General features: G+C 62.7%; 10 protein-coding genes. 5 read left to right on the top strand and 5 right to left on the bottom strand.

Annotation, left to right across the window (positions count from 1 at the left end):
• The first annotated feature begins 80 nt into the window (after window positions 1-80).
• Window positions 81-1,547, top strand: a complete 1,467-nt coding sequence (locus tag NE591_RS04105; RefSeq protein WP_114540578.1) for a helix-turn-helix transcriptional regulator — start codon at window positions 81-83, stop codon at window positions 1,545-1,547.
• A gap of 60 nt (window positions 1,548-1,607) precedes the next feature.
• Window positions 1,608-2,489 (top strand): Fic family protein, encoded by an 882-nt coding sequence (locus NE591_RS04100; RefSeq protein WP_114540579.1) that lies wholly within the window; start codon window positions 1,608-1,610, stop codon window positions 2,487-2,489.
• A gap of 598 nt (window positions 2,490-3,087) precedes the next feature.
• On the opposite strand, the gene NE591_RS04095 is transcribed toward NE591_RS04100, so the two are convergent.
• Both NE591_RS04095 and NE591_RS04090 read right to left on the bottom strand, forming a co-directional pair.
• The gene (locus NE591_RS04095) at window positions 3,088-3,681 is read right to left on the bottom strand and encodes a hypothetical protein (protein ID WP_227069428.1); all 594 of its coding nucleotides are present in this window, start codon (window positions 3,679-3,681) and stop codon (window positions 3,088-3,090) included.
• Complete coding sequence (locus NE591_RS04090) at window positions 3,681-5,348, bottom strand: FAD-dependent oxidoreductase (protein ID WP_227069427.1); 1,668 nt, start codon at window positions 5,346-5,348, stop codon at window positions 3,681-3,683. The genes NE591_RS04095 and NE591_RS04090 overlap by 1 nt, the downstream gene beginning before the upstream one ends.
• A 356-nt stretch (window positions 5,349-5,704) precedes the next feature.
• Here NE591_RS04090 and NE591_RS04085 point away from each other — a divergent pair, with 356 nt between their 5' ends.
• On the top strand, window positions 5,705-7,258 hold the full coding sequence (locus NE591_RS04085; RefSeq protein WP_114538994.1) for a helix-turn-helix transcriptional regulator: 1,554 nt from the start codon (window positions 5,705-5,707) through the stop codon (window positions 7,256-7,258).
• 80 nt (window positions 7,259-7,338) lie between these two features.
• On the opposite strand, the gene NE591_RS04080 is transcribed toward NE591_RS04085, so the two are convergent.
• Window positions 7,339-7,821 carry a YbaK/EbsC family protein gene (locus NE591_RS04080; RefSeq protein ID WP_114538993.1) on the bottom strand — a complete coding sequence of 161 codons (483 nt, stop codon included), beginning with the start codon at window positions 7,819-7,821 and terminating at the stop codon, window positions 7,339-7,341.
• Window positions 7,822-7,905: 84 nt separating this feature from the next.
• Between NE591_RS04080 and NE591_RS04075 the strand changes: the two genes are divergently transcribed.
• Together NE591_RS04075 and rd are read left to right on the top strand one after the other, a co-directional pair.
• A complete protein-coding gene (locus tag NE591_RS04075; protein ID WP_256156345.1) occupies window positions 7,906-8,946 on the top strand; it encodes a low specificity L-threonine aldolase in 1,041 nt (346 codons plus the stop codon).
• 237 nt (window positions 8,947-9,183) lie between these two features.
• The gene (gene rd, locus NE591_RS04070) at window positions 9,184-9,348 is read left to right on the top strand and encodes a rubredoxin (RefSeq protein WP_117284884.1); all 165 of its coding nucleotides are present in this window, start codon (window positions 9,184-9,186) and stop codon (window positions 9,346-9,348) included.
• A gap of 1,069 nt (window positions 9,349-10,417) precedes the next feature.
• Here the strand turns inward: rd and NE591_RS04065 are convergent.
• Both NE591_RS04065 and NE591_RS04060 read right to left on the bottom strand, forming a co-directional pair.
• The gene (locus NE591_RS04065; RefSeq protein WP_256156344.1) at window positions 10,418-11,935 is read right to left on the bottom strand and encodes an APC family permease; all 1,518 of its coding nucleotides are present in this window, start codon (window positions 11,933-11,935) and stop codon (window positions 10,418-10,420) included.
• 75 nt (window positions 11,936-12,010) lie between these two features.
• Complete coding sequence (locus NE591_RS04060; protein ID WP_256156342.1) at window positions 12,011-14,308, bottom strand: APC family permease; 2,298 nt, start codon at window positions 14,306-14,308, stop codon at window positions 12,011-12,013.
• Between the last annotated feature and the right edge of the window lie 123 nt (window positions 14,309-14,431).

Raw genomic sequence — 14,431 nt, 5'->3', positions numbered from 1 at the left:
CATCTACGCAACCATTACGTAGGCGAAGAAAAAAACAACCCGTATACTCGGAATCGTTCAACTGAAGCAGAGGGGGAGCCATGGCGGAACAACCGGAAGACAAGGAAGCCAGAATAACACTGCCTATTAGCGCATCGTCTGCGCTGCTCGCCATGGGCTTTGGCCTTTGGTGGGCTTGGACGGATTCGTTTTACTTGGCATCGCCGGGAGCAAGCCCTTCAGCCACCTCCATGATTCCTTCCGAGAGATGCTTCATCTCTCTAGGCTGCGGCCTGGCTCTCATCGCCCTCCTGCTGAAACAAAGACGCCAAAAGGAGAGAGCGCCCAGGGGAATCGTCTGGGCATCTGCGCTGTGCATGAGCGTGCTGCCTTTCATAGCGCGCGTCATCCCCCTTTATACAGAGGAATCATCATGGCGAGTTCTTCTGCTACTCGTTGCCGGATTCGCATCCGCGCCGCTCTTCCTCGAGTGGCTGTCGAAAATCGCCGGCAACTCGGACGAACCATCACTTATTGTTCCTCTCGCCCTCGTTGTCGATGTTGCGGTCAACGGCTTGGCATACTTGCTCGGCGCCACCCTACCTTCTGCGAAATACGCTGTACTTCAACTTGTCTTACCCCTTGTCTCAGCTGTCGTCTTTGCAAAAACGAAGCCAATTTCCTCTGGCAACAAACCCTATGCCCAAACCATTGCGAAAGAGCATGCCCCCCACGGCGCAACTCCTTGGATCTTGCTCGCAGGATCGCTTCTATTCGCGTTTGATTTCGCCTTGCTCCTTGAGTGTATCTCGTCGATCCCGGAAAGCGCGTCTGCTCTTCAGTCCCTGCGCCTCTTAGGACCTCTAGCCTCGGCCGCACTCTTTATCACTATAGAAAACATCCTGCACAAAAGAGGCAGTCTGAGCTGGGGACTCAAATTCATCGTGACGCCCTCACTTGCCATGGGCTTCCTCGCCCTCCCCGTCATTGGTTTCCAGGTGCCCGCCATCTCATGCACGATCACGTGGATTGGCATCGATTACTTTGTCTTGACGTTCTTCACGCTTCTCTGTCAGATCATTCGGCGAGTCCAAATACCTGCTCGCCCGCTTCTCGCCCAGGGTATAGCCAGCAATTGCATTGGTCTTGCACTGGGAGCGTTCGCAGGGAAAGCCATCTGCATGATGGCCAACCCATCGCCGCTCTTGTTCTCGATAATCGCCCTCATCGTTGTCACTTCCATTATCTGGATCGCCTTCTGGATGATCGATGACCGAAAAGTCGATACTCTTTGGGGCCTCGACAAAAAACCAGCACAGCTTGTTCACGACGAACGTATTTGCCAATGCTGCGACGCCATTACCGCAACCTATGGACTCACCCCACGCGAGCACGAGATCATCGTCATGCTTGCCCATAACCGTACCGTGAGCGATATCGCTGGCGATCTGATCATCTCCGTCCGAACCGTAAACACGCACATGAACAATATCTACAGAAAGCTCGATATCCACTCGCGCAACGAGCTATCCGATCTGCTGAGATCCACGCAAGGCGACGTGCGGTAGCGGAGAGAGAACAGCGGCCCATGCTACAATAGCCCGAAGCCATCAGCAGGAAGGAGGCCCGTGGGCACGGGATCGGAATACGAGCGCTACGAAGAGCCCTACTCCCACGAGGTGCGCGACCGACGCGTGCGCGGAGCCCGGGGCCTGCAGGCCGTCGACGGGCTCACCACCAGCGCCGCCTTCGACGAGGCGGCCGAGCGCTACGTGGCCGGCGACATCAGCGCCCGCGAGCTGAGCGACATCGTAGACGACTACTACGACCAGAAGGTCGAGCGCGGCGTCAACCGCTACTCCCAGGAGGCCGACCTCGTGAGCGCCCGCATCTGCGACGCTCTGGACTCCAACGGGTTCACCTTCTCCCCCGCCACCCTGCGCGCCATCCACGGTCGCCTCTTCCGCGGCCTTATGGAAGAGCCCTTCTACGAGCAGCACTACCGCGACTACAACATCTCGAAGCGCGAGTTCGTCCTCGCACGGGAGTCGGTGGCCTACGGGGACTACGCCTCCCTCGAGGACGATTTGGAAACCGCCTTCTCGGAGTTCAGCCCCGCGCCCGCGCAGGACGGCGACTACACCGCCTACATCGCCTCGGTGGCCGACTTCATCGCGCGCGTCTGGCAGATTCACCCCTTCGCCGAAGGGAACACGCGCACCGTCGCCGTGTTCCTCCAGCAGCTGCTGCACTTCCATGGGTTTCCCCAAGACTGCAGCGAGGCCTTCGACCGATCGTCGCTGCAGTTCCGCAACGCGCTCGTGCGGGCCAACTACCGCAACATCCCGCTCGGCGTCGAACCCGATCCGACGTTCTTAAACGAGTTCATAGGCTGCCTCATCGCGGGTCGCCCCTTCCCCTACCGCAACCGCGACATGGCCGCCGCCGAGCTGTTCCGCTCCAAGGGCCTCATCCCTCCGCAAGAGGAAAGCCCCCGACGACTCGGGTAAAAAACAAATGCAGTCCCACGCCTCGGCGCAGGGGAACGTCGGATCCAGGTCGCGCCCGAAGCATCAGAAGTCGTCGACGCCGATGGGCAAATAAGAGCCACCAACTGCTCTTGCCAGAGCCTCGGAACGACATTCTGGCCAAAAATCGACTGCAAGCTGCGTCAGCGCCTAGCATCTCCGCGACGAGCAACCAATCGCAATCCTCTGATCAGGGGAAATACAGAACAGGCGCAACCAACTTTCGCGAAAGGCAATGCGGTGGCCAAAAAAGGAGCCCGCAATGCCAGTTGATGACCCTTTTTTGGCCAGGATTCTCGCGCAACCCTTAACCTCATGAAAGCGTGGGCGGGCTGGGTGACGCTGGGGGCTCGGGGCTTCGGAGAAGGCGGCTGCATCGGCGCCGCTGAAGCCGGTGATGTCGAAGCGGGCGAGGAGGTCATGCCGACCAAAAAAGCCGCCCGGGGAGGCGGGCGGCTCGTAAAGGGAGCGGGCGCAGGGAGGGAAGCGCCCGCGCGGAATTGGTCGGAGGTCGGCGAACTAAGGCTCCGCAGGCCCTCGTAGATCGAGGAGTCTTTGGAACCTCGCGGCCTTCTAACGGCTAGGAAGCGGTCGACTGCTCGAGACCTTCCGGTTCTTCGCAGTCTTCCAACTGCTGACATACGGCCAACGCTGCGGCGTAGGCGGCCTGGTAGGCCTCCACTTCAGCGGCCAGAGCGGCGAGCGATTCCGCTGGTAGCATAGCCGCGCGGGCTTCCTCAACCGTGTCGAAGGGACTCGCCTCCAACGCTCGGGCCAGGGCCTGCTCGGCGTTCTGGGCCGGCCCCACGCGCAGACCTCGCTGGGTGCCTGCGGCCATGAGCGCCAGACGCGCCTCCCCTGCTGCCTGCTCTCCCTCGGCTTCGGCCGCGCTCACGCGGGCCTCCGCCTCGGTCACCAACGCGTCGGCCCGGACAAGCTCGGCCGCCCGATAGGCCGCCGCCTTCGCCAGGCCGTCCACCGTGGCGGCAGAGCGGGCGCGCGCCAAGGCCGCGCCTTTCTCTTCCATCGCCGGCAGCTGGGCGTACAGATGCTCCAAGCGCCCGAACGCCTGCTCAACCTCTGCGCCTTCCACGACCTCCACGCCTTCCGGCCCACAGCCGGAGGTGGCCACCGCAGCAGCGACCACCTCGGACTTCAGCATCTTCGCAGACACTAGATCTCCTGGTACACGCCGGCCAGCTGCTCGCCGAGGCACTTGCCCTGCACGAGGCAGCGCCCGTGGCTGTTGCCCTGGATGTTGATCGGGTAGTCCACCGCGTAGATGTCGCCGGCGCAGTTGCCGATGGCGTACAGGCCGGGGATGGGTTCGTCGTTCTCGTTCAGCACCTCGAAGTTATCGGAGATGTGGATGCCGCCCACGACGGAGAGCAGGCCGGGCGCCACCATGCAGGCAGTGAAGGGGCCCTGCTCGATGGGGAACAGGAAGTGGTTCTCCTTGAAGAAGTCGGTATCCTCGCCGGCCTTGCACAGCTTGTTGTAGCGCTCGACGGTGGCCTTCAGCTCGGTGGGATCCACCTCGATCAGCTCGGCCAGCTCCTCCAGGGTGTCGGCGCGCTTGTAGTAGTCCGGCACCTCGGTCAGGCCGTTCTCCACGGTCTTGGTGTGGCCGTCCACGGCCGCCTGGTAGTCGGAGCCGTAGGGGCGGAAGGTGTCCCAGAACATGCCGCCGCCGTGCTCAAGCGAGCCCAGAAGGTCGTTCTGCCAGTTGGCATCGAAGATGGACCAAGCATGGTCGGCGCCGCCGTTGTACATGACGCCCAGGCACTTGCCCTGAACCCAGGTGGCCTCGTTCATGAAGCGCTTGCCGTCGGGGTTCACGAACAGGAAGGGGCCGTGGAAGGTGGCGGCGGCCTGCGGGTGCATCATGGTCGGCCAGGGGCCCTCCTGGAAGGCGCCGCCGGCCCAGGCGGCCATGTTGTGGCCGTCGCCCACGTTGCCCTGGTCGGAGCACAGACGGGTGAACACGCGGTTGGCCACCGGGGCGAACGCTTCGATGTACTCGTCGTTGTAGCTGATGTCACCCGTGGCCAAAACGACGCCCTTGGAAGCGTTGTACTGCACGTACTCACCGCTCTTGTTCTGGCAGATGGCGCCGGTCACCTTGCCGGACTCGTCCTGCACCAGCTGCACGGCGGGCATCTCGTAGACGAACTCGGCGCCGGCCTTCAGGGCCTCGGCCTCGAACATGTACTCGACGAAGTCGGCCATGGTGTGCTCTTCGAAGATGGGGCCGCCGCTCATGAAGTGGTAGCAGGCGATCTCAGGGTGCACCGTGGAGTTGGAGCCCACGGTGACCATGCACTTCGCGCCGTTGGCCTCGGCCATGTCGAGGAACCAGTTCATGCAGCGCTCGGACTCGCGGAACCACTTGCCCACGAGCGACTCGCGGCAGCGGTTGCCGCAGGTGGACACCCAGCGCTCCATCTCCAGGGACTTGTCGAACTTCAAGCCCAGGTCGTCCAGAGCGCGCGAGGCGATGGCGCCGGTGCCGCCCACGCCGTGGCCGTTCAGCACGGCGTCCTTCTCCACGAGGATGGTCTTGGCGCCGTTCTGGGCCGCGGAAAGCGCGCAGCAGGTGCCGGAGTAGCCGCCGCCGATGACGAGCACCTCGGTGTCGACGGTCTGGGAGATCTGGTCGGCCGCGATAGGCTCGGGCTTCACTTCCCAGGTGTGCTTGGCGGCCTCGCCGGTTTCGGCCAGCGCCGCGTCGGCCTTGGTGGCCTCGGTCTGCGGTGCGCATCCGGCCAGGCCGAGCGCGGCCACGCCGGCGGCGCTAAAGGCAGCGCCCTTGAGCAAGTTGCGACGAGAAATTCCAGTCATGTTTCCCTCCATAGTCTCGGTGACTGAACGGTTCCGAAGCTTTCGCGGCAGCCACCTGGGCCCTTCACCCAAGCTGTCCACACGAAGCCGGAACCGACGCCCCGGCCCTCTCATTGGCGGAACGCGAGAAGCACTATGCCCTCTTCCGCCCTTTCGCGTAAGCCACCAAATTGGGTAAATTCGCAGCAGCGGGAACCCGAAACGTGGCGCGGCATCGCGCTTTTGAGGGGGACATATTTTGGGTTGTTTTTGAAAAATTCCAGGTCATAGCCAAGTATTATCGCAAACTTGTTGGGTGCGCCGCCTCCGGCCACCGGCTGCGGCTGCTAAAATGCACCAGGGAGGAAGGATGCCACATGCAACGCGCCAAAAGGCTTTTGGAAGGTCTGCGAATACACCACCTCGGCTTCGGCTTTTTCTGGACCGTCACCTTTATCGTGCTCGCAGGGTTCCAGGGCGCAGGCGCCGTCGCCGATTATTGGCAGATCTACATTCTCACCGAACAGACGCTCATGCCCCTGGCCGTAGGAGCCCTGGGCGCCCTGTGCGCCTTCCGCCGTTGCGAGCTTCCCCATTGGACGGCCTCGGCGGCGAGCTTCATGCTCAGCGGAGCCGCGCTTCTCTACTTTCTCGCGTTTCATTTCGGCCAAAGCGACGGCGCCATCGCGACGGTCGCGGGCGTGCTCATGGGCGGCTCCTGCGCTCTGTTCTTCCTGCTTTGGGAGATGTTCTACGTAACCGAAGGCCAGCAACGCGCCCTCATCTGCATTCCCCTTTCGGCCGCCATGTCGGTGGCCTTGTATTTGCTCATTCGCCTTTTACCGCCCGTTGCCGTAGCCCTGGCTGCCGTTTGCGTGCTCCCCTTCTTAGCACTTCTCTGCCTTCAGAAGAGCCTCGCCGAAATTGAGGCCGACGCCACGGCGCCCCTCACGTGCCCCGCCCTGAGACGCGCCGTGGGCGACCTATGGCGCCCCGTGCTCTGCGTCAGCATCCTCGGTTTTTCGTGGAAGCTCATCGCCGGCATCGAGCCGGCCCAAAGCTCCGGCGGCGCCGCGGTGCTCGTCGGATTCGCGACGGCGGCCCTTTTGGTGGTGGCCCTCGAGCTGTTTCTTTCGAAGGGCTTCGACATCCTGCATATCTGTCAGGTACTTTTTCCCGCGCTCACCGTCGTATTCCTGCTACCGTCGTTGTTCGGCCAGCAGTACACAACGCTGCTCGTGGCGTTTCTCATGTTCGGCTTCGAGGTGGTGAACCTGCTGCTCATCATCACCTGCGCCGTGTACACCATTCGAAACGGACTGCCCTCCTCACCGCTGTACGCCCTGTGCATCGGGCCCGTCCTGCTTTCCATGGCCGTGGGCAGCGGGCTGGCCGAGCTTCTGGGGCCGGCGCTTTCCGATGACCTCGCCCATTGGACGAACGTCATCTTGCTTTGCGTGGTGCTGCTGTCGGTCGCGCTCATTCTGGTCACGCGCGGAAAGGGCCAGGCGCTGGCCTCCATGACTGACGCGGAGCTGCTGAACCGCGGCACAACGTTACGGCGGGGACGGCGCGATAGTCGCCGGGATGGCCGCCAAGGTGCTAAGCCAGCCAACGGCAGCGCGCGTCAACGGGGAGACGCACTGCACTCCCCGGATGCGACAGCAGCAGACGCCACACGAGTTCCCAGTGACGGCCCCTCCGAGCAACAGCGCCGCATTCGCAGCTACCTTGAGGAGCACGGCCTTTCTCCGCGCGAGATTGAGGTGGCCGAGCTGCTCATGAAGGGCCATACGGTATCGGCCATCGCCGGCAAGCTGTTCATCTCGGAAAACACCACTCGCGGCCATGCCAAAAGCATCTACAAGAAACTCGCCATCCACTCCCGCCAAGAGCTAGTCGACCTAGACGACCAGCTCACCCGGGCGTAACGTTCACTGAATGCCCTGGCCGCTATCGAACCCATGCCGCGGTGTCGCGAGGTGCTTGGATGTCGAACGGCATCGGAATTCTACGCCACAGCTTCCTCCGGCAACTTGCAGACGTCGACCCAGGTGCTGCCCGGTGTGCAGGCGGCCAGCTCGTCGGGAGCGAGGGCGATGGCGCTGTTGGAGCTGCCGCAGGCCGGGTACACCACGTCAAAGCGGCGCAGTGATTCATCGAGGTACACGTCGCAGTCCTCGTTCACCGCGAAGGGGCACACGCCGCCCACCGCGTGGCCGACGCGCTCCTCGGCCTCTTCAGCAGGAAGCATGCGAGGCTTGGTTCCAAACTGGGCCTTGAACTTCGGGTTCGCAATGCGGGCATCTCCCGCGCACACCACGAGCGCCACTCGGTCGCCCACGGCAAACGACAGCGTCTTGGCAATGCGCGCCGGCTCGCAGCCCACGGCCTGAGCCGCCAGCTCCACGGTTGCGCTGGATGTGGGGAATTCCATAACATCCCCCTCGCGCCCGAATTCCGCAAAATACGCCTTCACCTTATCGATCGCCATCTCGCGTACCGCCTTTCGCCACCATCTTCGACGTTGTGGAATAATAGCACGACACACATCTCCGGGAAGCCCTGAGGAGGACTCATGATCTCGTTCGAGAACGACTATTCCACCGGCGCCCATCCGCGCATTCTGGAAGCGCTGGCGGCGACGAACCTGGAGCCGGCGCCGGGCTATGGCAGCGACCGCTTTTGCGAAAGTGTGGCGGCCCGCATCCGCGCGGCTTGCGATGACGAGACCGCCGACGTGTTCTTCCTCACGGGCGGCACCCAGACTAACGCCGTGGTCATTTCGGCTCTGCTGGCCGGGCACGAGGGCGTGATCGCTGCCGATACGGGGCACATCGCCGTTCATGAAGCCGGTGCCATTGAAGCCACTGGGCACAAGGTGCTCACCGTGCCCGAATGCGACGGCAAACTGCGCGCCGCCGACGTGGAAGCTTATCTGGAGACTTTCTACGCCGACGCCAGTTACACCCACATGGTGTTCCCGGGCATGGTGTTCATTGCGCATCCCTCCGAGCTGGGCACGCTGTACTCTTTGGCCGAGCTGGAAGAACTCTCGGCGCTCTGCCGCCGCCATCAGATCCCGCTGTACTTGGACGGTGCGCGCCTCGCCTATGGCCTGGCCGCTCCCGACACCGACGTCTCCCTGACCGACATCGCGCGCCTCACCGACGCCTTCTACATCGGCGGCACCAAATGCGGGGCACTCTGCGGCGAGGCGGTCGTGTTCCCGCGCGGCGGCATGCCCCGTCACTTCCTCACCCACGCCAAGCAGCACGGGGCCCTTCTGGCAAAGGGACGGCTGCTCGGCGTGCAGTTCGACACGCTGTTCACCGACGACCTCTATGGCGAAGTGGGACGTACGGCCGCTGCGGCCGCCGACGAGCTGCGCCGCATCCTGCGCGAGGCCGGGTGCACCTTCTTCCGCGAAAGCCCCACCAATCAACAGTTCGTGGTTCTGGAAAATGCCCAGGTCGAGGCGCTGGCCGAGCGCATCCGCTTCAGCACGTGGGAAAAGCTCGGGGACGGCCGCACCGTCATCCGCCTCGTCACCAGCTGGTCCACCACCCCCGACGACCTCGCGGCCCTGGAAGCGGCCCTGCACGAGGTGATGCAGTAGCTCACGACGCCTCTGCTTGCCGCCTCGATGCTCTCGCCGTCTCCACTTCGTGCACCCATGGCAAGCCCGCAGCCCGCTTAAGATCAGGCGGCCGGCGCATTCGAAGCATTCTTCACGAATCAGTTTCGAGTTGCGCTGGGCGAGGGTGCGCCGTCCCGATCCGTGGCATCATAGTCGCGCATTGTTCGTCGGGCCGCCAAGACGCATCGTGCGGCCAGTGCGAGAATAGAGGAACTCATGGACAAGTACATCTGCGACATATGCGGCTACATCTACGACCCAGCTGTGGGCGATCCCGACGGCGGCATCACTGCGGGAACTGCCTTCGAGGACATCCCCGAAGACTGGGTTTGCCCCGTATGCGGCGTTGGCAAGGACGACTTCTCGCTGTACACGGAATAGCGCCGCACTTCCACCCCTGTCAAGCGCAAAGCCTCGCGACCGTTCAGACGGCTCAGCCACCGGAGCGCCGATCATCCAAGCACCTCAGCTGATCGGCGCTCCTTGCATTCAAGCGCCTTGCTTTCTGGCAAGTTTTCCAAAGTTTGCGACACGTTCGTGGCAAAGCAGGCTTCAGAAACTCTTTTCCAAAGGCAAATCCTGGTGTTTCGCCCTTCTTGCGCCTACTCTATGGGTTCGCAATGTCGAAACCCCCGAAAAACTTGCCTAAAACGTGCCCTCAAAATAACGCAGCTCTCTACAGAATGCCGGCGACCCAGCTTCCGGAACAGCGCCGCCAGGCAGCCCAACGGGGCACCGCCAGCCAACACCAACGCAGTCGGGAAGGGTCGCCGCCGACCATCACCGCCGGCACCAGCGCAACGGGAGACGCCGGCGTCAATCCAGCCGACCAGCTTCCGAAGAGGCCCATCGGAAGGCATCGCCGCCTACCGCCCGAGATAGTCACCAGCGCATTAGCCCACGCTGCCATACCTGCTCATCGATACTTGCTGCAGCCCGAAAAATGGCAAGTTTTTTGAGGATTTCGACCTTATAGCTGGCCGTATTCCCTTGAAAAACCGAAGCTCGCTCCGGGAAGAGCCTAATGCTATCGTTTATCGACAGTTTACTAGGATAGCTTGATCTGCCATCGCCTTGTAACGTCGAAACCCTCGGAAAACTTGCCATAAAGAGAAGACCAAAATTGCACGCGGCCCCTCCAGAGCTTCGGGCGCAGCTCGCCAAACGGATGCGGCCAGCCGAGCGGGTGAGGCTCGCCAAGGAGGTGAGGCTCGCTAGGCGGATGCGGCCGAGCGGGTGAGGCTCGCCAAGGGGTGCAGCTCGCTAAACGGATGCGGCTCGCTAGGCGGGTGCGACTCGCTAAGCGGATGCGACCAGCCGAGCGGACGTCGGCAGGATACAAAGCGCCCAGGCAGCAAAAGGCGGGGCGGCCGCGCAATCTCGCGCGAACGCCCCGCCTTTGAGGTTTCCGGACAAGCAGCTTGCCTCTGATTGCGCGATTGGCAATCCCCTACCCGAGGTTGATCTGGCGATGCAGGACGCGGGTCAGCACCAGGTAGTAGGCGATGCCGATGAGGATGAACACCACGCCCGTCACCAGGGCCACGGTGCCCACGGACATCAGAATCGCGAAGCACACCAGCGCGCCGAGCGCCGGGAACACCAGGTGCATGAACACGGCCTTTGCGCCCGAACGCTGCTTCAGCTGGAACCAGCAGAACACGATGACCGACACGTTCAGCATCACATAGGTGGACAGCGCGCCGAAGTTCGAGATCTTCACCACGGTGTTCATGTCGATGCCGCTGAAATGGAAGAGCAGCGTCAGCACCACGGACAGGGCGATGATGAAGATGACGGCGTTCAACGGCGAGTTCGTGCGCTTGTTCATCTTGGCCATGAACTTCGGCAGGCAGCCGCCATTGGCCATGGTGAACATGACGAAGGCGATGGAATTCTGCTGCGCAATAGCGGTGAACACGCCCTGGGCCAGCGCCACGCCCACAGCGCACACGATCATGAGCCAGGGACCGGCGGCCATCTTGGCCACGGCGTAGAACGCGTTGTCAGTGTTGCCGGCAAAGGCCGCGCCCGACGGATCGATGCACGTGGCGATGAAGCACTGCAGCGCGTACAGCACGCACAGCACGATGGCCATGACCATCATGGCGCGCGACGGCCCGTGCTTGGGATCCTTCGCCTCTTGGGTCAGCGTGGCGATGGCGCCGAAGCCCACGTAGGACATCACAGCCAGCGACACAGCGGACATGGTGCCGCCGAACTCGAACTTGGCGGGGTTGAACAGGTTGATCGGCGAGAAATTCGCGCTCTCGGGATGCTGCACGACGAACATCACGCCGCACACGACGAACAGCGCGAGAATCGCCAGCTGAGCCACCAGTGCCACTTTGTTCACCACCATGGCGGTCTTCATGCCGATAAGCGACACGATGGCCACAATAATGAGGAACCCGAAGCACAGAGCCAGAATCGGCACATCCGGCAGCATGCTGTGAATGGCGATAGCCGCGATGAGGTACACCATGGCCGGGCTCACCAAGTACTGCAACAGCATCAGCCAGCCGGCGATGAAGCCGGGCAGCTTGCCGAACACGTGGCTCACATAGGTGAAGATTGATCCCGAAGACGGGAAATGCTGAATCATGATGCCAAAGGAGAACACCGAGAACAGCACGGCCACGAACCCGATGAGGAACGCGAGCGTGGGCATGCCGCCGGAGTCGGCGAACACGCCGCCGTAAACGGCCATGGGAGAGATGGGCACCATGGTGATGAGGCCCCATACCACCATGTCCTTTACAGTTAGGGTCGCTTTGAAGTCGTCGCCGGCGTTCTGCTGGGTGGCCACGGTCGGCTTCGTCACTTTCTTCCCGTTGTTTTCCGGCATGGAGAGGCGAGCGGTCGTAGCGTCATCGGAGACGCCCTTCGCCGCACCGGACGCGGCCGTGGCTACGGCTACGGGAGCCTTCGGCGGCGCGCCCGCGTTTGTCTTTCCGTTTGCACTCATTGAGGACACCTCTTTTTACCCTCGAGGGGGCCGCGCCGCCCGCACATCCTGCGGCGCGACCCCCTTCCGAAACACTTACTTAGAAGACCCCTTGGCAGCACCGGCGTCGTCGGCACCGGCAGTACCGGCAGCGCCGTCGGCAGCATCGCCGCCCTTGGTCGCGCCCGCATCCGCGGCGGAACCAGCGGCCTTCTCAGGCGCAGCCGCCGCCTCAGCGCCAGCCTCGCGCGCAGCCTTGCGCGCCTGGTCGGCCGCGGCCTTGGCCTCCTTCACCTCGCGGCGAGCGGACGCCAAATCGCTGTCGGCTTCCACCTGCTGCTCGAGCGCCTCGGCAGCCACCGCCTCGGCATGGGCCTTGTCCTGCGAGGACTTCTCGGCCGCCAGGGCTGCCGCTTCGGCAGCAGCCGCTCGCTTGGCGTCGGCCACCGGGTCGCGCGGCACCGGTTCGGCAGCCACCTCATCAGCAGGCGCCGCCGGCACTTTCGCATCAAGCCGCACGGGTTCGGTGCCTTCCACGGGAACCGTCTGAGTCGCCTTCTTCAGACCCACCGTGGCCGACGTGCCGATACCGGCCTTCTCCGAAATCATCGCCGGCTGGCTTAGGGGGATGGCACCCAGCGCGCCGATGGACGTACCGCTGGTCTTCACCGGGTGGTTCATGGCCGCAGGATCGTCGCCGGCCTCAATAGCCGGAGAGGACGGATGATGCTTGCCCGGCACGTACTCGTCGGGAAGCACGATCTGCTCGTTGGGGTTCCACAGCTTCTTGATGGGCATGCCCATGGGGTTCTGGCCCTCGCTCATCAGCTCGGACGGCACGTTGGACAGAACCTTCTGGGGCTTCTTCAAACCCTCGATCTGCCAGGTGAACGGCGCGAACACATTGTTCGGGTCGGCCCAATGATGGCGCTTGGAGGCCTGGTACACGCCGAAGCAAATGGCGAAGGTAACAACGATGATGGCCACGATAACCACCACGTAGGTCACCGGACTGCCCACTTCCTCGGCTACCTGGGCCGGCGGGATAATGGCCAGCACGATGCCGAACAGGCAGGCCAGAAGACCAAGGCCGGCCACAAGCCACGCGCCCACGTTACCGCCGGGCACCTTGAACAGACGCGGACGGTTCGGCTGGTCGTGACGCAGCTTCAAGAACGAGACGAACATCAACACGTAGTACATCATGTAGAGGATGGTGATGGCCTGGGTGATGAGCACGACGAAGCCCTCGATGTTCGGAATGAGGAAGCAAAGGAAGGCAATGAGGGTCATGAACGTCATCTGCAGGTACATAAGGCGGCTCGGCATGCCGTGCTTGTTGGAGTTCTGCAGCACCTTCGGCAAAAAGCCGGAGCGACCGGCCTGGCCGAGCATGAACGAGGGGCCGGCCATGTTGGTGACGAGCGACGCCATGGAAGCGCCGAGGCCGACCCACACGAAGGCCACGTAAATCCACGGGCAGTTGAACGTGGCGCCGAGGATCTTATAGGTCTGGTACAGGCCGTAGACCAAGTTCATGTCGGATTTCGGCGTGACGATGGCGATGCACACGGTACCAGCGATGAAGATGATCAGCGTCAGGATCATGGCGATGAAGATGGACAGCGGGAATTCCTTCTGCGGCTTCTTCAGCTGCTTGATGTGGGCAGCGTTCATATCGATGCCCGCGAAGCTGAAGAACACACCGGCGGCCAGGGCCAGGTTGGTGAGGCTGAAGCCGTCAGCGAAGGGATTGAACGCCTCCGGCGTGGGAGTCACGTTGGACACGTTGCCCTGGGCGAGCCACACCACCGTGAAAATGACGATGAACGCCAGCGGGATGAACGTGCCGATGATGACACCATACTTGGTCAGGCGGGCGAAGGCCTTCACGCCCTTGGTGGACAGGAAGGTCAGGCCCCAGTAGTAGGCCAGCCACGCCAGAATGATGAAGAACTGGTTCTCCGGATGGTTCATGAACTGCACGGCCCAGTCCCAATCAGGCGTGTAGAAGCCGATGGTGGCCGATGCCGACGCAACGCCCATACCGAAGTTGATGGAGGTCTGGAACCACAGGATGAGCAGGCACGTAAATGCCAGTCCGGGGCCCATAGCCTCGCCGACCCAGCGGAAGATGCCGCCGCGCTGGCCCCAGCCGGAAGCCAGCTCGGCCGCCACCAAACCGGTGGGCAGGAAAAACACCAGAGCGCCGATGATGAAGAGCGTGACGGAGGACAGCCCGTAATAAGCCTGCTGGACGTCGTTGGCGACGCTGCCGATGATGGTCACGTTCATCATGACCAGAGCCATCAGGCTGATATAGGTTCCACTGCTGGCCTTCGCTGCGCCCTTCGCCGGCGCTTTGGCCGCATGAGTTGTAGTTTGGGAGCTCATAGTTACCCCTCACGAAAGGGCCCGGCGGGGCGGGCTTTCCTTCCCGGGACGTCATTCCCGGAAAAGGCACCCCGCCGGACAGCGGATAGTTGCCGCGCGCGACTTGCACAAGCCGCCCGCAAG

The organism is Adlercreutzia sp. DFI.6.23, assembly GCF_024462535.1.
Taxonomy (GTDB): domain Bacteria; phylum Actinomycetota; class Coriobacteriia; order Coriobacteriales; family Eggerthellaceae; genus Adlercreutzia; species Adlercreutzia rubneri.
The sequence above is the reverse complement of the archived record's forward strand: the minus strand, read 5'-3'. Positions and strand labels throughout refer to the sequence as shown.